The 25,838-nt window shown below is 25.8% G+C and carries 25 protein-coding genes and 1 tRNA gene; 9 read left to right on the top strand and 17 right to left on the bottom strand.

What is annotated here, in order from left to right:
• Positions 1–41 precede the first annotated feature (41 nt).
• The 3 genes from ACYQ44_RS06755 to ACYQ44_RS06745 all read left to right on the top strand — a co-directional run bounded on the left by ACYQ44_RS06755 (position 42) and on the right by ACYQ44_RS06745 (position 2,755).
• On the top strand, positions 42–242 hold the full coding sequence (locus tag ACYQ44_RS06755; protein ID WP_459996169.1) for a hypothetical protein: 201 nt from the start codon (positions 42–44) through the stop codon (positions 240–242).
• A gap of 478 nt (positions 243–720) precedes the next feature.
• A complete protein-coding gene (locus ACYQ44_RS06750; protein WP_459996168.1) occupies positions 721–1,890 on the top strand; it encodes a transglycosylase SLT domain-containing protein in 1,170 nt (389 codons plus the stop codon).
• Between the two features lie 10 nt (positions 1,891–1,900).
• Positions 1,901–2,755 (top strand): aldo/keto reductase, encoded by an 855-nt coding sequence (locus ACYQ44_RS06745; protein WP_459996167.1) that lies wholly within the window; start codon positions 1,901–1,903, stop codon positions 2,753–2,755.
• Between the two features lie 27 nt (positions 2,756–2,782).
• Here the strand turns inward: ACYQ44_RS06745 and dnaK are convergent, their stop codons facing one another.
• Positions 2,783–4,600, bottom strand: coding sequence for a molecular chaperone DnaK (gene dnaK / locus ACYQ44_RS06740; RefSeq protein WP_459996166.1), 1,818 nt, complete (start codon positions 4,598–4,600; stop codon positions 2,783–2,785).
• A gap of 280 nt (positions 4,601–4,880) precedes the next feature.
• On the opposite strand from dnaK, the gene argS reads away from it, so the two are divergent.
• From argS to ACYQ44_RS06710, 6 genes are all read left to right on the top strand, one after another.
• Positions 4,881–6,590 carry an arginine--tRNA ligase gene (argS, locus tag ACYQ44_RS06735; RefSeq protein ID WP_459996164.1) on the top strand — a complete coding sequence of 570 codons (1,710 nt, stop codon included), beginning with the start codon at positions 4,881–4,883 and terminating at the stop codon, positions 6,588–6,590.
• 12 nt (positions 6,591–6,602) lie between these two features.
• On the top strand, positions 6,603–7,061 hold the full coding sequence (locus ACYQ44_RS06730; RefSeq protein ID WP_459996163.1) for a hypothetical protein: 459 nt from the start codon (positions 6,603–6,605) through the stop codon (positions 7,059–7,061).
• On the top strand, positions 7,042–8,217 hold the full coding sequence (locus tag ACYQ44_RS06725; RefSeq protein ID WP_459996162.1) for a TIGR04013 family B12-binding domain/radical SAM domain-containing protein: 1,176 nt from the start codon (positions 7,042–7,044) through the stop codon (positions 8,215–8,217). The genes ACYQ44_RS06730 and ACYQ44_RS06725 overlap by 20 nt, the downstream gene beginning before the upstream one ends.
• A gap of 22 nt (positions 8,218–8,239) precedes the next feature.
• Positions 8,240–8,944, top strand: coding sequence for a hypothetical protein (locus ACYQ44_RS06720; RefSeq protein ID WP_459996161.1), 705 nt, complete (start codon positions 8,240–8,242; stop codon positions 8,942–8,944).
• A 77-nt stretch (positions 8,945–9,021) separates the two neighbouring features.
• Positions 9,022–9,096: transfer RNA gene (locus ACYQ44_RS06715), tRNA-Asn, on the top strand.
• 296 nt (positions 9,097–9,392) lie between these two features.
• Positions 9,393–10,628, top strand: coding sequence for an iron-containing alcohol dehydrogenase (locus tag ACYQ44_RS06710; protein WP_459996159.1), 1,236 nt, complete (start codon positions 9,393–9,395; stop codon positions 10,626–10,628).
• A gap of 47 nt (positions 10,629–10,675) precedes the next feature.
• On the opposite strand, the gene ACYQ44_RS06705 is transcribed toward ACYQ44_RS06710, so the two are convergent.
• The 16 genes from ACYQ44_RS06705 to ACYQ44_RS06630 all read right to left on the bottom strand — a co-directional run bounded on the left by ACYQ44_RS06705 (position 10,676) and on the right by ACYQ44_RS06630 (position 25,681).
• Positions 10,676–11,725 carry a hypothetical protein gene (locus ACYQ44_RS06705; RefSeq protein ID WP_459996158.1) on the bottom strand — a complete coding sequence of 350 codons (1,050 nt, stop codon included), beginning with the start codon at positions 11,723–11,725 and terminating at the stop codon, positions 10,676–10,678.
• A gap of 75 nt (positions 11,726–11,800) precedes the next feature.
• Positions 11,801–12,670 carry a DUF5685 family protein gene (locus ACYQ44_RS06700; protein ID WP_459996157.1) on the bottom strand — a complete coding sequence of 290 codons (870 nt, stop codon included), beginning with the start codon at positions 12,668–12,670 and terminating at the stop codon, positions 11,801–11,803.
• A gap of 15 nt (positions 12,671–12,685) precedes the next feature.
• The gene (locus tag ACYQ44_RS06695) at positions 12,686–13,921 is read right to left on the bottom strand and encodes a hypothetical protein (protein WP_459996156.1); all 1,236 of its coding nucleotides are present in this window, start codon (positions 13,919–13,921) and stop codon (positions 12,686–12,688) included.
• Positions 13,922–13,930: 9 nt separating this feature from the next.
• The gene (locus ACYQ44_RS06690) at positions 13,931–14,896 is read right to left on the bottom strand and encodes a GspE/PulE family protein (RefSeq protein ID WP_459996187.1); all 966 of its coding nucleotides are present in this window, start codon (positions 14,894–14,896) and stop codon (positions 13,931–13,933) included.
• A 47-nt stretch (positions 14,897–14,943) separates the two neighbouring features.
• Complete coding sequence (locus ACYQ44_RS06685) at positions 14,944–15,069, bottom strand: hypothetical protein (RefSeq protein ID WP_459996155.1); 126 nt, start codon at positions 15,067–15,069, stop codon at positions 14,944–14,946.
• Positions 15,059–16,171 carry a cell division protein FtsZ gene (ftsZ, locus tag ACYQ44_RS06680; protein ID WP_459996154.1) on the bottom strand — a complete coding sequence of 371 codons (1,113 nt, stop codon included), beginning with the start codon at positions 16,169–16,171 and terminating at the stop codon, positions 15,059–15,061. The genes ACYQ44_RS06685 and ftsZ overlap by 11 nt, the downstream gene beginning before the upstream one ends.
• Entirely contained in the window at positions 16,161–17,471 is a 1,311-nt protein-coding gene (locus ACYQ44_RS06675) for a cell division FtsA domain-containing protein (protein ID WP_459996153.1), read from the bottom strand. Before ACYQ44_RS06675 ends, ftsZ begins: the two co-directional genes overlap by 11 nt.
• A gap of 10 nt (positions 17,472–17,481) precedes the next feature.
• Positions 17,482–17,952: a hypothetical protein gene (locus ACYQ44_RS06670; RefSeq protein WP_459996152.1), complete on the bottom strand. Its 471-nt coding sequence runs from the start codon at positions 17,950–17,952 to the stop codon at positions 17,482–17,484.
• Between the two features lies 1 nt (position 17,953).
• Positions 17,954–19,876 carry a DNA gyrase/topoisomerase IV subunit B gene (locus ACYQ44_RS06665; protein WP_459996151.1) on the bottom strand — a complete coding sequence of 641 codons (1,923 nt, stop codon included), beginning with the start codon at positions 19,874–19,876 and terminating at the stop codon, positions 17,954–17,956.
• Complete coding sequence (locus ACYQ44_RS06660; protein WP_459996150.1) at positions 19,873–20,172, bottom strand: DciA family protein; 300 nt, start codon at positions 20,170–20,172, stop codon at positions 19,873–19,875. Before ACYQ44_RS06660 ends, ACYQ44_RS06665 begins: the two co-directional genes overlap by 4 nt.
• A 1-nt stretch (position 20,173) precedes the next feature.
• On the bottom strand, positions 20,174–20,995 hold the full coding sequence (locus ACYQ44_RS06655) for an aminotransferase class IV (RefSeq protein WP_459996149.1): 822 nt from the start codon (positions 20,993–20,995) through the stop codon (positions 20,174–20,176).
• The gene (mtaB, locus tag ACYQ44_RS06650; RefSeq protein WP_459996147.1) at positions 20,985–22,271 is read right to left on the bottom strand and encodes a tRNA (N(6)-L-threonylcarbamoyladenosine(37)-C(2))-methylthiotransferase MtaB; all 1,287 of its coding nucleotides are present in this window, start codon (positions 22,269–22,271) and stop codon (positions 20,985–20,987) included. The genes ACYQ44_RS06655 and mtaB overlap by 11 nt, the downstream gene beginning before the upstream one ends.
• 5 nt (positions 22,272–22,276) lie before the next feature.
• Entirely contained in the window at positions 22,277–22,729 is a 453-nt protein-coding gene (locus ACYQ44_RS06645) for a CBS domain-containing protein (protein WP_459996146.1), read from the bottom strand.
• Positions 22,729–23,685: a 1-phosphofructokinase family hexose kinase gene (locus ACYQ44_RS06640; RefSeq protein ID WP_459996145.1), complete on the bottom strand. Its 957-nt coding sequence runs from the start codon at positions 23,683–23,685 to the stop codon at positions 22,729–22,731. Before ACYQ44_RS06640 ends, ACYQ44_RS06645 begins: the two co-directional genes overlap by 1 nt.
• A gap of 96 nt (positions 23,686–23,781) precedes the next feature.
• On the bottom strand, positions 23,782–25,263 hold the full coding sequence (gene murJ, locus ACYQ44_RS06635) for a murein biosynthesis integral membrane protein MurJ (protein ID WP_459996144.1): 1,482 nt from the start codon (positions 25,261–25,263) through the stop codon (positions 23,782–23,784).
• Positions 25,264–25,303: 40 nt separating this feature from the next.
• Complete coding sequence (locus ACYQ44_RS06630) at positions 25,304–25,681, bottom strand: CoA-binding protein (RefSeq protein ID WP_459996143.1); 378 nt, start codon at positions 25,679–25,681, stop codon at positions 25,304–25,306.
• Between the last annotated feature and the right edge of the window lie 157 nt (positions 25,682–25,838).

The following is a 25,838-nucleotide window of genomic DNA, read 5'->3' as shown; positions in this document are numbered from 1 at the left end:
GTTATAATAATATAGAATATCAATAACAAAGGAGAGATATTATGGACAAAAAATTTAGTTGGAAAGATAAATTTAATGAATATAAAAATAATGAGAAATTTAAAGAAGATTTGAATAAATTTAGAGCTGGATATTATAGAAGAAATGACGATTGCACAGAGTGTTTACAATGCATTGGAACAATTGCTGTTGCAGATACATGTTGCGAATGTGCTGGCGGTGATCTTTGTTCGTGCATTTAAAGAATAAAAATATATTAACATCATTATTTTTATCTTTAGCTTCGATTTTGTATTTAATATCCAAAACTTTCCATATAGCTCCAAATATAATTCCATTATCATTAACAATATTTATCCCACTATTGAATAATATTTATTATTCTATAATATTTATAGTGGGATTTTTTTTTATAATGACGCTATTTGGATTATTGTTTCAATCTCTTCCGTTGATTATATTATTTTTTATACCACATTTAGTATTTTTCTATTCGAAAAAATACAAATTTATTTTTTCGTTAATAACTGCAACTATTTCTATTCTTGTTTTTTTTCAATTTTTTTCAATTATTATTCCAAGGTTTATATTAAATAATATATTTATACATATATCATCTATTTTAATTTATATTATTAGCATTAATTTCTATCATATTTTTATTATTGAATTAGCTAAAAAAATAAGAATATACATCAAAAAATATTTAGGGGTGGAAATATGAAAAGAATTTTGATTTTATTATTATTAATACAAATACTTTCTTTAGTTTTTTCAGAAAATGATCCATTTAAAATGCCTGATATTGATATGAATATAAACAAAGATTTTCAAAATTATATATTTTCAAATGATTTATTTTCGGAAGATTTTAATAAATATATGAATGAATTAAACAATGAATGGAAAGAACATCTAAGTTATATGAATGAAGAATGGAGAAAATTATATGAAGAGAACCAAAAAGAGTGGGATAAATATTATGAAGAATATTATAAACAAGAAAAGGAATTTATGACTAAATTAAAAAAAATATGGGGAGAAACGTTTGAGTATAATCCACACAAATGGTATGATTTTTCTGATGATTTAAAGTCTTTTACTATAGTTTCTTTTAATGAGGAAACCAAAAATGGAGAAATTGAAGTAAATATAATAGTAGATAAAAACGCTTCAAAAGAGGAAGTGGAGACAGAAATAAAAAGACAATTGAAAAAAACAATTGAAAAAAAAGATGAATATACTAAAAAATCAAATTTAAATAATTTAATAGAAAAAAAGGATATTGAAAATCCCCAAATAAAAAAAGATAAAGTAGTTAATAATAAAATTATATATACAGCTAAAATCCCCATTAAAAAGAATCCGTTTTTAGAAAGAGCTAAGGATTATATAACAATTATAAACAATGTAAAAACTAAATACGGAATTTCACGACCGTTTATATTATCCATCATACAAAAAGAATCATCTTTTTTACCTAAAGCAAAGTCTAAAAGTGGTGCATTAGGATTAATGCAATTAATTCCTCGTTATGCTGCTACAGAAGCTTATATTTACCTATATAACAGAAAACCAAATCCCAGATCTTTAATATATGAATTATACAATCCCGAAAAAAATATTTTATATGGTGCTACATATATATATTTATTGCACACAAAATACTTTAAATTCGAAACAGATTATGGAAAAAGAAAATATATGGTTATAACAGGCTATAATATGGGACCTATTGCTATATCAAAAAAAATTAGAGGATTAAATTTAAAAAATATGGATTTAAAATCATTATATAATTATTTATTATTAAATACACGGAAAGAAACTGCTGATTATCTTAGAAAAGTTTTAAATTATGAAAAAGAGTGGAATAACATTTATCCATAGGGGGGATAGTATGAGAAAGCGTATTTTGGGGAAAACTAATAAAAAATTATCTATTGTTGGATTTGGCGGAATCATGTTAGATGGATTAGAGGATAATAAAGCTCAAGAGTATGTAGATTATGCAATAAAAAATGGTGTAAATTATTTTGATGTTTCACCATCATATGGTAATGCAGAAATTGTTTTGGGAAAAGCTTTAGAACATTATAGAAAAGAGGTTTTTCTATCTTGTAAAACAGACTCGTATACATACGATAATATAATGAGAGACTTAGAAAGATCATTAAAAAGATTAAAAACAGATTATTTTGATCTATACCAATTTCATGCGATTACTGAAATAAGAGAAGTTGATATGATAATGAAAAATGGAATAAAAGCTTTTATTAAAGCAAAAGAAGAAGGTTTGATAAAATATTTAGGATTTTCGGCACATTCTCAGGAAGCTGCTTTAGCAATGATAAATAATTTTGATTTTGATACTATAATGTTTCCTGTAAATTTTGTTAATTGGGAAAAGGGATATTTTGGAGAAATTGTATTAAACAAAGCAAAAGATGAAAAAATGGGGATTATAGCTATCAAGACTTTAGCAAAAAGGAAATGGAATGAAAACGAAGATAGAAAAGGATTTAGAACTTGGTATAAACCTGTTGATAATAAAGAAGAAGCAGTTTTAGCTATGAAATTTACATTATCTAAAGGAATTACTACGTGTATAAGCCCAAATGATTTTGAAAGATTTACTTGGATGTGTGAAATAGAAAAAAATCTTGACATTTCTTGGACAAAAGATGATGAAACAAAATTAAAAAATATTATTGAAGATTTAAATCCTGTATTTCCATTATTAAAAAGAGAATAAAGCCGGATTCAGAAGAATCCGGCTTTATTAATTATTTGGATTTTGTGTATCTTCAGGATTTGGACCAGGATTTGCACCAGCGTTAGCTGTTTGTTGTGCTTGCTGATATATTAATTGACCTAATTTCATTGATTCATTTTTCAAATCTTCCATTACTATTTTTAATTTAGCAATATCATTATTATTTATTGCATCTCTTACATCACTTATTAATGATTCTAATCTTGTTTTTTGATCTTCTGGAACTTTATCTTTATTTTCATTAATTAATTTTTCTACTTGATAAGCTAAATCATCAGCTTGGTTTTTAAGTTCAATTTCTTCTCTTTTTCTCTTATCTTGTTCTTCATATTCTTGAGCTTCTCTAATCATTCTTTCAATATCTTCTGAAGATAATTTATTTCTACCTGTAACAACCATTGATTGCTGTTTTCCAGTGCCTAAGTCTTTAGCTGAAACATTAACAATACCATTAGCATCTATATCAAATGAAACCTCGATTTGTGGAACACCTCTTGGTGCTGGTGGAATACCTGTTAACTTAAAGCTTCCTAAGAAGAAATTATCTCTAGCAAGTGGTCTTTCTCCCTGGAATACTCCAATTTCAACTTCAGTTTGAAAATCTGCTGCTGTAGTAAATACCTTACTTTTTCTAATAGGTATTTTGCTGTTTTTAGGTATTATAACTTCCATTAATCCACCTTTAACTTCTACACCTAATGATAATGGTGTAACATCAACCAATACTAAATCTTGTTCAGTATTACCAGTCATAATAGCTGCTTGAACAGCTGCTCCTACTGCTACAGCCTCATCTGGATTAACTCCTTTACTTGGTTCTTTTTGGAATATAGATTTTACCAACTCTTGAACAGCAGGAATTCTTGTAGAACCACCAACTAATAATACATCATCAATTTCTTGAGCTGATAATCCTGCATCTTTCAAAGCTGTTTCAATTGGACCTCTTGTTGATTCAACTAAATCTCTTACTAATTCTTCAAATTTCTTTCTTGTTAATGTTTTTTGCAAGTGAACTGGTTGTCCATTAACAACTGTAATAAATGGTAAATTAATTTCTGTTTCCAATTTAGTTGAAAGTTCAATTTTTGCAGTTTCTGCTGCTTCTTTTAATCTTTGCATAGCTTGTCTATCATTTGTTATATCTGTTCCATGCTCGTTCTTAAATTCTTGAACTAACCAATCAATTATTTTTTGATCAAAATCATCTCCTCCTAGATGATTATTACCGGATGTTGAAACAACTTCGATAACACCTTCACCAACATCTAGGATTGATACATCAAAAGTACCTCCACCTAAATCATATACAACTATTTTTTTATCTTCATGAACCTTATTTAAACCAAAAGCTATTGAAGCTGCTGTTGGCTCATTAATAATTCTCAACACTTCTAACCCGGCTATTTCTCCAGCTTCTTTTGTTGCCTGTCTTTGGGCATCATTGAAGTATGCTGGTACAGTAATAACTGCTTTTTTAATTTTTCCACCTAAATATGCTTCTGCATCTCTAACTAATTTCTGTAAAACAAATGCACTAATTTGCTGTGGAGTAAATGATTTGTTATCTACTGTTACTTTATAATCTGATCCCATTTTTCTTTTAATTGATCTAATAGTTCTTTCTGGATGTAAAACAACTTGTCTTTTTGCAGGTTCACCTACTATTACAGAACCATCTTTTGAAAAGTGAACAATTGAAGGTGTTGTTCTTTTCCCTTCAGCATTAGGTATAACTTCAACGTTTCCATCAGGTTTCATCCATGCTATAGCTGAGTTGGTTGTACCAAGATCAATACCAACTACATATTCTTTTTCAGCCATATATATCTACCTCCTTAATTAATCTTTTGGTTTCATATATATTATACTCCAAAAAATGGAAAAATGTTCAATTGAAATATTTTTTTAACAATTTCTTGTTTATTTTTATTTATAGTATATAGATTATAATATAATTTATAATTTACTAAAATTTATAGCAATCTTAATTATTGATTGCTATAAATTAATCAATAAATTTATTCTATATATTTATTCTTTTTTTAACAAAATCTATGTTATAATTATAGTAACAAAAATAGTAATGAAAGGGAGTGAATTTATGAAACTTATTGAAAAAACATTAGAAGATTTACTTACAATTTCCATTAAAAAGATGTATCCTGATATTGAAATAGAAAACCCTGTAGTTCAAAAAACAACAAACGAAAATTTTGGTGATTTCCAAACTAATTTTGCTATGATAAATGCAAAAAAATTAAAAAAAGCTCCAAGAATTATTGCTCAAGAAATTATAGATAATATTCCCAAAAATGAATTAATAGAGAAAATAGAAATAGCTGGACCTGGATTTATAAATATTTATATAAAAAATGAATATTTGATAGAGTATTTACCAAAAATAGAAAAAGAGAAACCTGATTTTTCATTCATCACAGAAAAAGGAACAGTGGTTATAGATTATTCATCACCCAATATAGCTAAACCTATGCATATTGGGCATCTAAGAAGCACTGTAATAGGCGACTCACTAAAAAGAATATATAAATATTTGGGATATAATGTAATCGGAGATAATCATTTAGGTGATTGGGGAACACAATTTGGAAAATTAATTATAGCATACAGATTGTGGTTAGATAGAGAAAATTATGAAAAAGACCCTATTGGAGAAATGGAAAGAATATACGTAAAATTTGAAAAAGAAGCAGAAAATAATCCTGAATTATTAGAAGAAGCAAGATTAGAATTAAAAAAATTACAAGATGGCGAACCAGAAAACAGAAAACTATGGCAAGAATTTATAGATTTATCATTAAAAGAATACAACAAAATATATAAAAGAATGGATATAGAGTTTGATACATATTATGGAGAATCTCATTATCATAATATAATGCCTGAAATTGTAAAAATTCTTCTTGAAAAAGGAATTGCAACATATAGTGAAGGTGCTGTAGTTGTTTTCTTTGATGAAAAAGAAAAGCTTCCACCAGCAATAATACAAAAAAAAGATGGAGCATTTTTATATGCAACATCAGATTTAGCTTGTATAAAATTCAGAAGAGAAACATATAATCCAAATAGAATATTATATGTAACAGACGAAAGACAACAAACACATTTTAAACAAGTATTTAATATAGCACAAAAATTAGGATGGGAAGGTAATTATCAACATATTTGGTTTGGATTAATGAGATTTGCTGATGGTGTTTTTTCAACAAGAAAAGGCAATGTTATAAAATTGCAAGAATTGCTTGATAAAGCAGTTGAAAAAGCTAAAACAATAATTGAAGAAAAAAATCCCAATTTATCAGAGGAAGAAAAAAATAAAATTGCAGAAGTTATAGGAATTGGAGCTGTAAAATATGCAGATTTAAGCCAAAATAGAATTAGTCATATTATTTTTGATTGGGATAAAATGCTATCTTTTGATGGCAATACAGCACCATATTTATTATATACATATGCAAGGATTCAATCATTAAAAAGAAAAGCTAAAGAAAATGGTTATACAATTGATAATTCAAAATTACTAATAAATGAAAAATTAGAAAGAAAACTAGGATTATTATTAACGCAATTACCAATAGTTGTAATGAGAGCAGCAGATGATTATAAACCTAATTTAATAGCAGACTATTTATTTGAATTAGCACAAACATATAATTCTTTCTATAATAATTTACCTGTTTTAAAAGAAGAAGAAGAAATCTTAAAATCAAGATTATTATTGTCCCATTTAGCAGGAGAAATATTGAAGAAAGGACTAGATTTATTAGGAATAAAAGTTGTAGATAAAATGTAAGGAGTGAAATAAATGATATATTCTGTCTCGTTTTCATTGCTTTTATCTGGATTAGCAGCATATTATTTGAAAACTGATATCTTTTTGATGATTGTAGCAATAACTTTTGGCATATTAACAGCCATATTTTCTTTTATGTCAAAAAAGTATGATAAATTAACAATAGTATACCTATTTATTGGTCTATTATTATCTATTTTCGGCATAATCAGAAATTTTGATATAAATTTATTTATAACAATAGTTTTATTATCTACTATATTTTCTTCATTATATAATTACAAAAATAAAAGAATATTTATAACATTAGCATGGATAATTAATGCAATAGCAATAGGCACATATATTTATATAAACATCTCTACAACATCAGCAATTATTGCTGGTATATTAATATTTGCAGCTGGTTTAAGAGATATTTTACCAAAAAAACATTCTGGAGAGGATTTAGTTGAAAAAGATAATTTTTAGATTGTTAAAATCCAATAGATATTCTATAATATCTTTAATAGCAGCTATGGAGAAAGAAAATATTAATATGGATGTAGTATTAGAAAAAGATTTTAATAAAATTTTAGAATATAATCCAAAAGATACCTTAATTGCATATTCTTTTATGAGTTTTGATATATTTAATGTAGAAAAAGAGATTTCAATATTAAAAGAAAAAGGGTTTGAAGTTATTGCTGGCGGGCCTCATCCAAGCGCAATGCCAAAAGAAACATTAAATATGGGATTTGATAAAGTATTTGTTGGTGAAGGCGAAAAATCCTTCACTAATTTTTTGAAAAATGGGGTAAATGAAAACATAATTTATTCAAAAGGATATGTTGATTTAAACTATTATCCCCCATACGCAATAAAAAGCAAACAATTTATGCCTATTGAAATATCAAGAGGATGTCCGTTTTTATGTGGATATTGTCAAACACCTAATCTTTTTGGAAGAGTAGTAAGACATAGAAATATAGATATAATAATAGAGTATGCTAAACAAGGAATTAAATACAATAGAAAAATAGCAAGATTTATAACACCAAATTCTTTTGGATATGGATCAAAAAATGGTGTAACACCTCATGTTGAAAAAATTGAAGAGCTATTATTCGGTCTAAAAAAAATTGGCATGGAAGAAATATATCTTGGCTCTTTCCCATCTGATGTCCGTCCAGAATCTATAACGCCTGAAATATTAAAAGTTATAAAAAAATATGTAGATAATAAAATGATTATAGTAGGGGCACAAAGTGGAAGTGAAAAAATTTTAGATAGAATAAAAAGAGGTCATAATTTAGAAATTGTTGAAACAGCATTATCGTTAATTCATGAAAATGGATTTATACCTTATGTTGATTTTATATTTGGATTTCCTTTTGAAACAGATGAAGATATTAAAAAAACTTTTGACTTTATGGATAAAATTATTAAAAAATATAATGCTGTTATACATTCACATACATTTATGCCGTTGCCTGGGACGCCATTATTTAATGTTGGTCCTGGAAAATTAAATAAAAAATATTATAAAAAATTAGGTGATCTCTCAAGAAACGAAAAATTAGCTGGATACTGGCACAAACAGGAACATTTATCAAAAGAAATTTATGAATATTTTTATTATAAATAAATTATTTTTTGGAGGTGAAAATATGAAAAAATTCATATTTATACTAATAATATTAATACCTTTATTGAATTTTTCTAATGTCATTGAACAAAAAGAAATTGATCTAAATAACGATAAAGTTAAGGAAAAAGTTATATTAGAAGGCGATTATATTAGTTCCATATTTATAGATAATCTCAAATTAAAGATAATCGGAAATGATTCAACAACTATAGAATTAAATTTTGGAGCATATGAACCAAAGATAGAATTTAAAGATTTTGATGGTGATAAAAACTTAGATGTTTTTATAAAAGGGTATTCTGGTGGAAGTGGGAATTTTATTTATTATTATATTTATTCATACATAAATGGTGAATTATTAAATTCTGATAGTAAATTTTTAGATTTAAAAACATCATTTATGGATGGTTTTAAAGCATTAGTAAAATACGAAGATGCTTACACATACCTTGACTTATCTGATAGAAAAGAAGAATACATACAAATGAAAGCATATAATAAATATGGTCAATATGTAGGTAAGATAAAAGAATTATTTATTGATGGTGTAGGAGAATTAGAACCATTCGATTTTGGGAATGATGGTGTTTATGAATTAAAAGGAGTAATAGGAATTTCTGGATTATATCATGCGGATAGAATAGGTTATGCTCATTTTATTTATTCTGTAAAGGAAAAAAGAATTAGATGGCTTGAAATATCAAAAGTTATTTATGTAAAATAAAACAATATTTAATATTTGTAGCAAAAAAGTTTCTTGATTTCTTTTGAAACTTATGTTATAATTAATTTTGGAATAATTCCGGCGTAGCTCAACGGTAGAGCGGGTGGCTGTTAACCACTAGGCTGGGGGTTCGAATCCCTCCGCCGGAGCCAACAATACAAAGTCCAGCAAAAGCTGGGCTTTTTGTTATTTTAGGGTAAGAGATGTTTTATTTCATATTTTATGAATTATTTGTGAAAATATTCTCAATATTTAAAAAGATAGAAAAGTTTTTGTAATAATTTCTTGTTAGAATAAATGTGAAATAAATATCAATATTCATATTAACCATTTAAAATATTGTTTATTTGTGAATTATTTAACTTTATATGGACAAAAAATGATAAAAATTTATTATTGTGTAATAAATAAAACTTTTAATGATTAGCAAATTTATGGAGGTGGAAATATGTTAATAAATGGCACATGGGAAAATTACGTAAATATTTATAATGTTTTTGAATTGCGAAGCAAAACAACAGCATACTTTGGAATAAGTGCTATAAATAAATTTAAGGAGATTTGTGAATTTTTAAACAAAAAGAATATAAAAAAGGTTATTGTATTAACTGATGAGGTGGTTTATAATGTGACGGGTATTAAAGAAAAAATAGAAAAATTTTTTGATGATGCAGGTATTTCATATATTGTATATTATGGTGTAAAACCAAATCCGAATGTTAAAATGATTGATGAAGCAAAAAAGATGGGATTAGATTTTGGTGCAAAAGCAGTTATAGGTATTGGTGGAGGAAGTCATATTGATACTGCAAAAGGTGTAGCTGTATTATTACATGAAAAATATAGAAATTATACAGGTTCAGATTTATATGAATTAAAATTTGTTCCTGAAGAAGCATTACCTATAATCGCTATAAATACTACTCATGGAACAGGCACTGAAGTTGACAGATTTGCTGTTGCAACCATTAAAGAAAAAGGTTTTAAACCCGCTATAGCGTATGATAGTATTTATCCAGTATTTGCAATTGATGATCCAGAAATTACGAAATCATTACCTTGGACTCAAACAACATTTACAGCAATTGATGCTATTAATCACGTTACAGAAGCAGCAACTACTTTAGTCGCTTCACCATATTCAATACTTTTAGCCAAAGAAACAATTAGATTAGTTTCAAAATATTTACCTCAAGCTCAAGCAAAACCTAATGATTTAAGAGCAAGATATTTCTTACTTTATGCCTCAACTATAGCAGGTATTTCATTTGATAATGGATTATTACACTTTACACACGCTTTAGAACATCCTTTAAGTGGAATTAAACCATATTTACCTCATGGATTAGGCTTAGCTATGCTTTTGCCTGCAGTTGTAAAAGCTATATATCCTGCACAGTCAGGGGTTCTTGCAGAAATTTACAGTTCTATTGTTCCAAATTTAAAAGGTGTTCCTGGAGAAGCTGAATATGCTGCAAAAGGTATTGAAAAATGGTTATTCAATATTGGGGTTACACAAAAACTTGTTGATGAAGGATTTAAAGAGAGCGACATCGATAAATTAGTAGGCCTAGCTTTTAATACGCCATCTCTAGATTTATTATTAAGTCTATCCCCTATAAAAGCGTCTAAAGAAATTGTTAGACAAATTTATATTGATTCATTATATCCATTAAACAAATAGCTTTTTATTGTTTATATTCTATTTCAAAAAAATGAGGCTAACTGGCCTCATTTTTTATTTTTTGATTTATAAGTATTTAAAGATTCTATTTTTATATCCCATATAAAATCAGTAGGATACTTTGTAGTGAAACGATATTTACTAGCAGACGATTCAAAAAGTATATAAAGTGAATTATCTTTTTTTGTTATTCCTTCAGACATTGGTAAAATGACAATTTCTGTTTCAAGATTCATTTTATTAAGAAACCATACAGGAACCTTTTTTTTAAATAATTGAATTGTTGTATCAGGAGATTGATTTAATACATATGAATATATTTGCAATAATGAATCATTATTTCTTCCATATGATCGACTCAAGATAATTTTTTTATTTTCAATAAATTCTATATCTTGAACTATATCTGGTATTGAAAGAATCATATCAGGAATTATTGGAGTATTTTTTGTAACATTATCAGTTTTGGGATTAAGTTTAAATCCTGCTATCCATGCATAATGTTTAGTTCCATTGTTTGAAACTAAATGATGAGAAATATCTGTTGTATAATTTCCTTTATGATAAAATTCCCCAGCCCATAATACACCATTATTATATTCTACAAATGATGCTCTTGTACCCGTATTAAAACCATCAATAATTTTAACTTTTGATCCATTTTCTGAATTTATTATATCATTTAAAGGAATTCTCCAGAGATATGAGTTTGACGAAATCCAAAGATTATTTTCACTTATAGCAATTCCACCTGCATGTCCTTTATATGGTGTTCCATTTAAATTATAAATTTCAATAGCTTTAATTAAAATTCCGTTATTAGCATCAATAATTGCTAATACACTTGGCATGCTATTTATTCTATAAAATGAAATTATAAACCAATTTTTTTTAGGATAATAAGCTAATCCTTGAGGTACTAGATTTTCTTTTAATCCAGGGATAACAGCCCATTTTGAGGCTATTTTAAAAAAAACATTATATTCATTAAATTTTTTATATCTTTTTTCAGCAATTATATTCTCTTGAGTTATTATCAATTTAGAAATACCAATAAATGTAAATAGTAAAAATATAAAAATTATTATTTTTTTCATTTCCCCCCCTAAAAAAATAAATAATAAATTCTTATATAAAATTTATTATTTAGATAATTTTATTATTATAGTTATCTATACTTTTAAATAAATATTGGCTTTGTTTTTTTCTTTTTTATTTACTTTTTTCAAAGAAAATAATTCCACTAATTTTGATTTATGGTACATTGCGCTAAATGAAAATATTTTTTTTACAAAATGCTTATTATTTATATTTGATTGATCAAATATATCTAATATTTTTTTTATGGAATAATCTATCATAAAATCAATATATTCTATATTTTCACAAGATAAATCTGATAATTTATTTATTCCATATACTGTTTTTATTGGATTAAAATTTTTTCTTTTTAAATCTTTTTCAAAATCGTATAAAGCATCAAAAAGATATGTTAATGTTGCTACATAAATACTAAATTCTTCTGGCAATTCTAATTTATGCCTATCTATTAATAATTTAATTATATCTATAGATGGCTCTATATATTTTTCTAATTCCAAATTTTCTTTTTCTATATTAAATTGCATATTTAATATATTTTCATATTTTAATATAAATTCTTTACCATAATAATCAATTAATCTTTTTCTTAAATTATTTAAAAATAAGCCTAATCTTTTCAAATTTGAATCATGTAATTTATCATAGACTTTTCCATAAATTATAAGCATATTCAAAAAGGAAAATTCTTCAAATTGCGTCAAATCTTGATAAATATATTTTTCTTTAAATCCCACCCACGGACATTTTATTTTTTTTAATTTCTTTTCATCAAATTTTATTTTCATTATTGAAAAAAAGGATACTTCTCTTACAATAAACATTCTATAAAAATTACCAAATTCTTTTTTCAAAGAATGGCACATAGAACAATAATGACTAACATAATTAATCTTTTCTTTTTCATTTGGTTTGAAATATAGTGAAATATAACCGTACAAATCTAATTCACATCCTTATTGCGAAATTCCAACATATAAATCCATTTTTCTTTCAATAGTATTTTCATTAGATTTTACACCAAATATTAATTGGTAATTTCCAGGAATTGATAATTGTATTGGAGGTTCATCCGAAATAATATGAATAAGTTTTTTACCTCCAGCATTAATAAAAATTCTTCTCTTATCATTATTTTCATAATTAAATATTATCGTATTATTTTCCATATTCAATAATCTAATATAATATCCTTCGATTTGAATATATCTTTCTTTTTTAAAATCATTATTATTTATGTAAAAAACACCTCTGAATAATTCATTTATAGGATAAAATAAGTATGTATCTATACTTAATGTAACCTTACTTAATTTTTTCTCAATAATATTAGAAATAGGTAATAGAATATATACTGCTTGATTTAAACTTTCACTTACAAAATAAAGTTCATAATTACCTTTTTTTAATGGGGGAATATTTACTTCATATATCTCTTTTTCTAATGATTTTAAAGTTGCATATCCCAAATTCACCTTAATCTCTTTTACGAGTTTTCTTTTCTGAGTATATATTTCTATTTTTCCCATAACATTTATATTTTTTGTATTTTCAGAATAATTTTTCACTTCAATATATAATTTCGGATATTCATTATCTAAATAAAAATCTTTATTTAAATATATATTGTATTTAATGGTGTGTATATAATTAATTTCCTTTTTTAATTTTATTTTTTTCCCATTATAATTAAAATTAGTTTCAATAATGTATTTACCATTTGGTATTTTAGACATGGGATTAATATTTTTCAAATCGAATATTTTTTTATTTTCTAAAGGAATTAAATCATAATTAATTATTTCAGGATATTCAAAAGTATAAAATGTTTTACTAGAATTATCAGTGATTTTATACATATTAAACTTAAAAGAATCTATTTTTATTGATTCAACTTTATTTTTTGTATTATACATATTTACATTAATATCCAAATTATCTGGATATGTATATTCACTATTGCTCATAAGGGAAAATGAAATCCCATTTACAAGAAGAAATTCAGAAAATTTGTACCTAGGAAAGTAATATTTAGATAACATTATTATAACTATTGCAAAAGAAGATATCATAATTATTATTAAATTATTTGTCCTGCGTCTTTTTTTATGCATTTTTTTTATAATATCTTTTTTCTCTTTTTCTTTATCATATTTTTCCCATTCTTCAGGTGTTTTACTATGATATTTCATAATATCACCTCATTCTGTATTTATAAAAGTTTTATATTCATTTGATGAAATAGATCCTCTAACATATAATTGGTTTATTTCTTTTTTAGGAGAAATATAAAATTGTGAATTTTTTATATTTGTTATGTCATTCTTTTTCAAAAGATCTTTAGTATATTCATTTATCTCTAATATTTCAAAAACAGGTATTATTGAGATATATCCAGTATTATAACATCTTTCACAACCTTTTTTATTTTCATCAACATAACAACTGCAAAGAACCTTTACAAAATTTTGATTGAAAATGATTTTAACCGAATTTAGTATATCATTTAATTTAACTCCATTCCCTTTTAATCTATGAATAACATTAAAAACATTATCTGCATGAATAGTAGAAAACACTAAATGACCAGTCATTGCTGATTCTATAGTTAATCTTGCAACTTCCTCTGTTCTTATTTCACCTGTCATCAAGACATCTGGATCATGTCTTAATATATTTTTTAATATTGTTGTTTTTTCAGAATCATTTTGTATTTCTATTTGTTGAGCTCCAGGTATTTTATATTCTAAAGGATTTTCTAATGTTATGACCTTTTTTGGAAAATCTTTTAATATTGTGATTAATATGAAAGCTAATGCAGTAGATTTTCCACTACCAGTTGGTCCAGAAAATAGTATAAGTCCATTTTTTAATGATTTTATTTTCTCTATATAATTAATAAAGGTATCAGAATAATTTAATTTATCCAAAGTTAAATCTGATATATTTTTCAATTTTCTTATAACACAATTTATCCCTTCAAAATTTTTTATCATTGAAACTCTAAATCTTTGATTATAAAAAGTAAAGGACCCATCTGACGGATCCTTGTCATTAATAATATCTATTCCCGATAATATTTGAATTTTAGTGATAATCTTATTATATACATTTTTGGGTATTTTTTCTAACGTTTTTAAAATTGTATTAAATCTGTAAGAAACAATACCTGTGTTTTTTGTTATTGAAAAATGTAAATCTGTAATTTTTTTTTCTAAAAGAAAAGATATATCTTTTCAAAAAGTATCGTTGAATTATATGATTTATCAAGTATTTTATTTTCACTTGGTTTATTTGTATATAATTGATGAGCGGCTATATTTTCTAAATTATTCTTCATAATCTCCCTGCTGTGCTTCTAAATATTTTTCTAATTTAATTTTTTCTTCATTTAACACATTATTTCCAAATAATCTGTATATAGCAGGAATTTCATATATGTTTTCACCATCAAATTCATTTAATATTTTGTTATATCCTGCAGCAACTATAGTAACTTTTAATTCGTCTGGTTGCATATCTTCTACTTCTGTAATTCCATATTTTAAATTTACTTCATCTGTAGAATATGAATGAAGAATAGAAGTTACTATCTTTAAATCTTTTAATGTTGGGTTTTTACCTGATACATTTACTAAAGCAGCAGTTGCATTTTGAACAGAATTTTCAAGAAATTTGGAATTTAAAGCATTTTTTGCAGCCTCTTCTGCTTTATTCGAACCTTTTCCCCAACCTATACCAAGCATAGCAGAACCTCTTCTTTTTAGAACAGATTCAACATCTGCAAAATCTGTATTAACTAAACCTTTTTTTGTAATTAAATCAGATATTCCAGTAATTCCTTGATATAATATATCATCGGCCTTTGCAAAAGCTTGTCTTATAGGTATATCATCATTATCTTCAAGAAGTTTATCATTTGATATTTTTATTAAGGTATCTACATATGGTTTTAATTTATTTAACCCACTATTTGCAATTTTTTGTTTAGTAGATCCTTCAAAATGAAATGGTATAGTAACTACTGCAACTGTCAATATTCCTAATTCTCTAGCTATTCTAGCAATTACAGGAGATGCACCAGTACCTGTTCCCCCACCAAATCCTGCAGTAATAAATAACAAATCTGTTCCTTGAATAGTTTCTCTTATTTCATCAACGCTTTCTTCTGCAGCTTTTTCACCTTTTTCAGGATTTCCACCTGCTCCTAAACCTCTAGTTAATTCTTTTCCAAGTTGCAGTTTAAATTTTGCACTACTTGATTCTAAAACTTGAACATCTGTATTTGCTGCTATTAAATCAACATCTGAAATACCTAATCTTACCATTCTTTCAATGGCATTATTACCTGCTCCCCCTACACCTATTACTTTAATTACATATTTCGGCCTTTTATGAAACATTTCTTTGGGTTCATCTTCTATAGGTAAATTAAATGGCATCTTCATTACCTCCCAAAAGGATTTTTCCTAACTTAGAAAAAAATCCTCTCCTTTTTTCTGTTTTTTCCTCTATATAATTATTTTCATTATACTCATTAGAGTCTTCTATATATAATTTTGGTATATTTGTACCGCTAAAATATAAATTAATAGTCCCTATTAATGGAGAAAATAATGGATCTTTATACAATTCATCTGCATTTTCTATGTAAAAGTTTCCTGAATTGTTAGACGATATACCTAATCTTGTTTGAGATCCCATAAAATCAGAAATTGTTTTTTCTATATTTTTTATTCTTGCTCCACCACCAGTATGTATTATTCCAGCTTGTAGCCCTCCAGCAATTTCTAAAGTATTTTCATATTCTAGTTTAGCTAAATCACTATTTAGCTTATTTATTATTTCTCTAGTTCTTGCAAATACTATTTTATTTAATAAATTTTGAGTTGTATATTCATAATGATCACCTACTAAACTCTTGTAATCAACTTTCTTTACAGCTTTTGTATCTTGTAGACATACTGCTTGTTCTTCTAATAATCTTAAAGCTTCGCTTTCTGATGTCCTTAAAACATGCATTATATCTTTTAAAACATATTCCATTCCAACTTCAAAATCTAAATAAAATTTAGGAATTCCATCTTTGAAAATAAGCATTCTTGCTTTTGAATGCCCTAAATCTATTATACCAACACCTAAATTTCTATCAGATGTATTTGTAACTCCATAAGCTGCGGCCAATGTTGAATCAAAAATAGGTATTTCACCTTCAATAAGATTTTTTATTGTGTTCCTTATTGGAGCAAATGAATTTTCTGGCACCCAAACAACATTTATAATTGCATTTAAGCTTTGATTCGCAACAAAGGCTACAGGATTTTTAACTTTTTTGTCATCAACTTCAAAATTTACAAATTTTATGTCTAAAACTTCTTTATTTAATTCTGAATATTTTTGCTGAATATTTGCTTTTATTTTTTCGAGATCACCTTCTGTTATTTCTTTAGATTCAGAAAATTCGAGAGTATAACTTTCTCTAGAAATTCTTAATTCGTTAGTGGCATATGATAAAATTATTTCAATTTCCTTAGCTTTATTATTATCACCTTCTAAAGTATAGATTAGATTTTCTATTTTTCTTCTTAGTGCTTTAACATCTTGAATTTGGCCTTTAACTATACCTTCAGCTCTTTCTAAAGCTTTTGAAATAATATTATAATTTCCTCTATTTTCCTCTAATGCAATTCCTTTAATAAAATAATTCCCTACATCAATTGCATATATAACCTTTTTGGCCATTTTACCCCTCCTAGTTTATACTAATTAGACTACCGCCCATAAGGAGACGATAATTCCCCGGATCATATTTACCTAATTTAATTAAAATTTTTTCAAAATTATTTATTAAATCTTGAAATGAATTATAAAATATTTTATATCCCACATTTATATATACAATCTTCTTTTCAAAATCAATTTTTGATATATAATTTAATTGATTTAATGTCAATCTTGATAATTCATTTCTGTATTTAAAATAATCATCAAAATTTATAAGCGGGTACCCTACAATAGGTACATCAGAAATTTTAAAAATAAATTCATTTTTATTTAAAAGTAAATATCTTCTATTCAATTCTACCACACATATAGGCTGTTGTATTACAGAAAAATTGCTCAATTGTTTGTTTTTTGTAACGAAAAATTGCATAAATATAAATAAAATTATAAATACATACATCATTATTATTAATAGCAACAACGAACGCCATGCATTCATCTTAAATATCTAACTCCTTAACCTTTAAAGCATGTTCTTCTATAAATTCTCTTCTTGAAGATGGATCATTCCCCATCAAAATTTCGATAATTTCTTCCGTTTCTATGATATCTTCTATTCTTATTTGTATTAATTTTCTTTTTTCAGGATCCATGGTAGTATCCCAGAGTTGATCAGCATTCATTTCACCAAGACCTTTGTATCTCTGGAGAACATATTTAGGATATTCTTTTTTAAGTTTTTCTAATTCTTCATCACTATATAAATAAGTTTCAAATTTCCCAGATTTAAATTTATATAGTGGAGGTTGAGCAGCATAAATTCTTCCTTCTTTTATCAATTCTGGCATAAATCTAAAGAATAATGCTAGTAATAATGTTCTTATATGTGCTCCATCAACATCAGCATCAGTCATAATAATAATCTTTCCATATCTTAATTTTTTTATATTAAAGTTATCTCCAATACCTGTTCCAATTGCAGAGATAATGTTTGAAACCTGTTCATTCTTCATTAATCTCTCTATGTCATGTTTTTCAACATTAATTATTTTTCCTCTTAAAGGTAAAATTGCTTGGAAATTTCTATCTCTAGCAGATTTAGCATTACCACCGGCTGAATTACCCTCAACTATGAATAATTCTGTTTCATCAAGATTTGTTGATGAACAATCAGCTAATTTACCAGGTAATGGTGAGTTCTCAAAAATAGATTTTCTTTTGACTTTATCTCTTGCTTTTTTTGCATTAATACGAGCTCTTGCAGCTTGTTTTATTCTTTCAAAAATCATTTTTGTATCTTTAGGATGAGAATCTAAAAATTTAATTAAATATTCACTTAAAACTTCATTTACAGCAACCCTAACTTCTTTACTTCCTAATTTGGCTTTTGTTTGACCTTCAAAAACAGGATCTGGAAGCTTTATACTTAAAATTCCTATTATTCCTTCTCTTACATCTTCTCCAGTAAAATTTTCTTCCTTTTCTTTTAATACACCCGTTTTTCTTGCATAATCATTCATTAATCTTGTTAAAGTAGTTTTAAATGCAGATTCATGTTCTCCTCCTTCAATAGTTCTAATATTGTTTACATAACTATATATATGAGGATAATCATTTCTTGTATACATTATAGAAAATTCTACAATTATATCTGAAAAGTTTTTCCCCCTAGGATTTTTGACTGAACCTTTTCCATATATTGGATTCTCATGAATAGGAATTTTTTTATTCTTTTTTACCAAAAAATCTAAAAATTCTGAAATTCCTTTTTCAAATTTAAATACACTTTTTTTATTTCTTTTTTCGTCAATAAATACAATTTCTAATCCAGGGTTTAGAAAAGCTAATTCTCTTAATCTATTTTCTACTATTTGTCCTTCAACTTCTATATCTCCATTTTCGAAAATTTCAAAATCCGGTTTAAATTTTATATGAGTTCCTGTTTTATTTGTATCACTTAATATTTCTACTTCAGTTACTTTATTTCCTCTAGAATATTTTTGATGATATATTTTTCCATTTCTATGCACCCAAACTTCTAAATATTCTGATAATGCATTTACAACAGAAGCCCCTACTCCATGTAAACCTCCACTAATTTTGTAAGTAGCATTATCAAACTTTCCTCCAGCATGTAATGTTGTAAATACAACTTCCAAAGTATCTTTTTTTTCAGTCGGATGAGGACCAACAGGAATTCCTCTACCATTGTCAATTACTTCTATTGAATTATCCGCATTTATTTTAACTGTTATTTTAGTACAAAAACCGCTCATATATTCATCAACACTATTATCAACTATTTCATATACCAAGTGGTTCAACCCTGGTTTCCCTATAGATCCTATGTACATACCTGGTCTTTTTCTAACTGGTTCTAATCCTTTTAAGACCTTGATATTTTCTTGTGAATATTGACTCATTTTTTTACACCTCCAGCAAATTTAATGTTTTTTATCTTGTCATATTGAATATTAGAATTAATTTCTTTTAGAATCATATTTTTTTTAAAAAGAATTTCTTGTTTAATATAATTATTTTCAACATACAAAAAAAGTGTGGAGGTTTTTAAGTCTATATTTACCACCTCCACTGAGGTTAAACCATATTTATTAAAAGTGTTTTTTATTATTTCCTCTAAATCTTTTATCATCAAAATTTTTTTTAAGACATTATTACTTTTACTTATTTCTTTAAAAATATCATTTAAATCTTTCATTTCATTCCCAATAAATATTATTATTTATAATAAAATCATTCCAATAATTCATAAGAGTTTCTGTAGTTATCCCCGGTGCATTAAAAGTAAAATTAGGAACTATTCTTCTAACTGGAACAATTCCTATACTCGTATGAGTTAGAAAAATTTCATCTGCAGATAACATTTCCCACACTTCAATATTTCTTTCTTCAAAATCCATATTAAAGCTCTCTACTAAATCTAAAACAACCTTTCTTGTTATACCAGGTAAAATACCAGAGGAAATTGGAGGTGTTATTATAACACCAGCCGTAACAATAAATATATTGGATTTTGTTCCCTCAGTAATATATCCAAATTCATTTAAAACTATAGCATCATAATATGCACTATACTTTTGTCTTAAATACATACTATATCCATTCAAAGAAGTTTTTACATAATATGGGATTACTGGATTTTTAGGTTTTCTTTCTCTTGAGATGGCTAATACTACTCCAGATTCTTTCAAATCATCTTTTTCAATAATTGGTTCGATAAACGCATAAAATGTTCTATTCTTTGATGTATATTTATTTATTAAAATTCTAATTTTTACATCATATCCACAATTAAATTTTTTTATTCCTTCTTCTATTTTATTTCTTAAAAAGTCGTATTCTGGAACTTCAAGACCAAGAAATATCGTAGATTTTTTTAATCTTTCATAATGAAATTTTAGTGCAAAAATATTTTTATTATATGTTCTTAACGTTTCGTAAGTTGAATAGCCATCAAAAAGATCAAAATCTTCATTTTCATATTTAATTTTTTCTATCCAGTTTTTTGAATTATAAAACATCAGAAATCACTCCAGTGTTATCTATATTTTTTATTCTCGCATTATAAAAAGTATTATTTTGTAAATCTCCATTTATTTTATGATAAATATAATATTCATCATAACCAAAGCTATTTCCTTTATTAACTTTTTCTATTAAAACTTTAACATTTTCATTTTTCAACGAATCCAAATATTTTAAAGTTGAAATTTCAATATATTTTTTTAATTCCTTCATTCTTTGTTTTTTAATGTTTCCTGGAATCTGATTTTTCATTCTAGCTGCTTTAGTATTAGGTCTGCTTGAATATCTAAACGCATGTATCCTAGAAAAATTATACTGATGAAGAAAATTAATTAATTTATTAAAGTCTGATTCTTTTTCGCCAGGAAAACCTACTATTAAATCAGCTGATATTGAAAATTTTGAATTAATAGCATATATATCATCAAATAATTTATACAAATAATTCTCTGTATATTTCCTTCCCATATTTTTTAATATCTCAGTCGAAACATGTTGCAGAGATAAGTGTATGTGTTTTTCAAAAACAGGACTATCATTTAAAAGTTTTATAAATTCTTTATCAATAAAATCTGGATATAAAGAACTTATTCTAAATCTTATTTCTTGATTATTATATTTTTTGTTTAAATCATATATTAAATTTTTCAAATTATATTCAGTTCCATAACCATAATAAGTTAAATTTATACCTGTAAAAACTATTTCTTTTATCCCTTGATGATATATTTTATCTATACTATCAAATATATTTTCTTTCTTTACACTTCTAATTTTATTTCCTCGTGCAAAAATTATTCTACAATATGTACAAAACTCAAGACATCCTTCTTCTATTGGAAGAAAATATCTTGAATATGTGCTATATGGCCTAGAAGGTATAAAAACTTTCTCTTCATCTTTTTTCCAATATAATTTATCTACATATATTCCTATTTTTTCAATGTATTTTTCTATATATTTTTTTTCAAGATTTCCAAGTATTAAATCAGCTCCTGCATTTTGGATTTCATCAAAATTTGTGTGCGAATAGCAACCAACTACAATAACTTTTTTATCTTTATCTGATCTTTTTATACTACGTATTAATTGCTTAATTTTTCTTTCGGCTTCAGAAGTTACTGTACAAGAATTTATTAAAACGTAATCACTATTACCATTTTTTTGATCATAAAATACTTTAAAATTTAATTTTTCTAATTTTTCTCCAATAAACTCACTCTCAGCTTGATTTAATTTACATCCGAACGTTATTATATTTACTCTTTTCATTATCACTATCCCTTCAAAATTCCTTTTGCTGTAAGACTTAATAATTTAATTCTTCTTACTATACCAACTAATCTATTATCATAATCAACAACAGGCACAATTTTCAAACTATTTTTTATTATTACATCAGCAACATGTAATGCTGTATCATCATAATATACTTTAGTAGGGTTTTTATCCATTATTTCGGATACGGGTTTATGCAATATATTACTCAATCCTTTAATAAATTGTTGAGAATCAGGTATAAATGATGTTGACTGCATTAATGAAAGATATCCTGGTATTGATGCTTTTATAACCATAGATTCACTTAATAATCCTACAAGGTGAAATTCACTATCTACAACAGGCAAAGCGGAATAGCCTTGCCTCTCACACAATTTTATAAACCTTTCTATAGTAACATCAACTGCTAAAGAAGTTACATCTTTTAGCATTATATCTTCTACTCGCATCATTTCACCTTCTTTATTTCGAAATAATTGAAGTATTGTTTTATTTCATCTATATTTTCTATATATTTTTCAACATGATGAACTTTTGCAATAGCTGTAGCCATACCAAATTTTGCAGCTTCAAAATAATTATATCCATTATTTAGTATATAATATAATATACCAGTCATGAAAGAATCTCCAACTCCAAAAAGATGTGACCTATCTACATTTTCATGTAAATTAAATAACCATATCCCTTCATTATTGGCAATAATATCTCCTTCAACATGATAACTTAAAATAGCTAATTTTGCTCCACTTTTTATTATATCTTCTGCAGCATAAATATAATCTTCTAATTCTTTTAATTCTTTATTAAAATATTTCTTTTCCTTTCTTAAATCAACTCTAACTACATCTGGACAAGCATTTTTTATTGCTTCATTAAATGGGTCACCATTTCCTTCCATATAAGTGGTAAGGCCTTTTTCTTTAGCTAAGGAAAACATTTTTGCATATATATCTTTAGGAGTATTTGGAGGAACGCTACCTGAAATTAATACATGTTCTACTAAAGATAACGCATTTTCATATCTTTGCATAAAATGTTCTATATCAGCTTCGCTTAAAATTGGACCACTGGAATTAATTTGAGTGATAGTATGACGAGATAAATCCAAAATAGCAATATTTTCACGTGTTTCTTGTTCTACAAAAATAAAATTTGATGTAATATTTCTATCTTCTAAAAGTTTTTCTAGAAATACTCTTCCCATAAACCCACCTAAGAAACCTAAAGCCATACTTTCTATTCCAAGTTTACTAAGCATTCTTGAAACATTGACACCTTTTCCTCCTGGTTCCATTACAGCATTATACGGATTTGATATCCTAAACATATGTCCTATTTGAAAATTTTCTACTATTATTTCTCTATCAAGAGATGGATTTAAAGTAACTGTCATAACATCCATATTCAAGCCCCCTAATATATTTTCCTTTTTTATATTATTATACCACATATCCTTTAAATTATGCTATACTATACATATATTTAGTAATTATCATTTTTATTTTTTTATTATATTTAATACGTTTTTTAAATATTTTACTTTTAAAATATATGCAAATATTAAATATGTTAATCCTCCAACAAAAACTAAAAATAACGTATATAAATTTGATTTATATTGAATCTTTAAAATATATATAATAAATATCATTATAAAAGATGAGATGGATATTTTAATTAATTCTAAAAAATCACTTCTATTAAAATGATAAAAAAATTCCCAACCTAAAATAATCATACCTACAAAGCCTGAAATACTAGTTGCTAAACCTATTCCAGCTACACCAATAAACTTTCCAAGTAAAATATCCAGAATGATATTTATAAAAACCATTATAAACGATATTTTTGTTGGTTTTTTCGTATTTAGTTTTGAATAGTAATTTCTAACTAATATTCCATGAATAGAATAAAATATAATACCTATGGAATAAGTTGTTAATGTGAACGCTGTAATTAACGTATCATTTTCTGTAAAACTTCCTCGTTGATAAATTAATTTTATGATTTCTTTGCTTAAAACAATTAATCCAGAAGAAGCTGGTATTGTTAAAAAAAGTGAAATTAATATAGAATTCTTAAATTCTTTAATAAACTGTTCTTTTTCATTTTTTAATGATAATTTTGATAATCTTGGTAAAACAACATTTGCTATACTAACAGAAAAAATTGCCAGCGGCAATTGATATAACCTTAAAGCATATTGTATTGTTGAAACTCCACCTTCCCCTGTCCATGAAGCTACGTTTGTATCTACTATACTATTTATATGGGATATTGCAACACCAAAAAAAGCAGGAATAAACATTCCCATTATTTCTTTTACATAATCTTTTTTTACTGAAAAATAATAATGGAAATACCCTTTTTTATTTAAATATATTAATAATGTGATCATTTGAAAAAAACCACCTAATAAAAAACCTATGGTTGGGCCATATATTTTTATTGAAAAAACATATGAAAAAATTATTCCTAAAATAGTAAAAATATTCGTAAGTGCAGGTGAAACAGCTGAAATAAAGAAATTATTCTCATGATAAAGTATTCCAGAGAAAATAGACCATATTGATATAAATGTTATAAAAGGGAATGTTATTTTCATTAATTTTGAAGATAAAAGCAAATATTCTTTATCTAATCCACTACCTAATATTTTAGCGAATATAGGTGAAAAGAAAAATACAAAAATATATATAATAACTGTTATTATTATCAACATATTAATTGCTGTACTTGCAAAAAGATCAGCTTCTTTACCTTTTTTTCTTGTATATAAAGGTATAAAAACTGTAGAGAAGGCGCCTTCTGCAAATATGCGCCTCAAAAAAAATGGTAATAATATTGCTATTATATATGCATCATATTCACCACTTCTTCCAAAATAAAAAGCAAACAAAACATCTCTAAATAATCCTAAAAATCTACTTATCATTGTAGCTGATGCAAAAATCGCTGTAAATTTCATTATATCTGACACAAAACTTCCCCCTATATTATAAAGAAAGCCCCTAAGGGCTTTACATTGTTTCTACCATTATACATTTATAAAATAAATATTCCACTTCTGGATCATTTAATGACTCTAAATATTCCTTTATTTCTTCTGATTCTGCACCAGGTTGATACCAAAATTTCTTAAATCCATTCTTATAGGCCTCTTGTGTAACTTTTAATCCAATTTTAGGTGGAACAACAAAATTTAAAATATCAACCTTTGGTAATTCTTTAACTGATTTATATGTTTTTATACCTTCAATTTCATCATAATTTGGTGTTACTGGATAAATTTCATATCCTTTTGAAAGTAAATCCTTTAAAATTTTATACCCAAATTTAGATTTATTTGTTGTAGCACCAATTAACCCAATTTTTTTTATTTTTTTTACTTCAAACATATTTTTCCACCTCCTATATAATATAAATAGCCTGCCCAAAAAGTAAGGAAAAAAAATAGGCACTCCCTATTTCAATGTCGAAACATTGAATTGAGCAAAAAAACAACGAAAGGAGTGCCCAATTCAATGTTAGCACAAAATGGAATAAAAAGCAATA

The organism is Marinitoga arctica, assembly GCF_054657315.1.
This window is presented reverse-complemented; position numbering and strand designations above follow the sequence as displayed.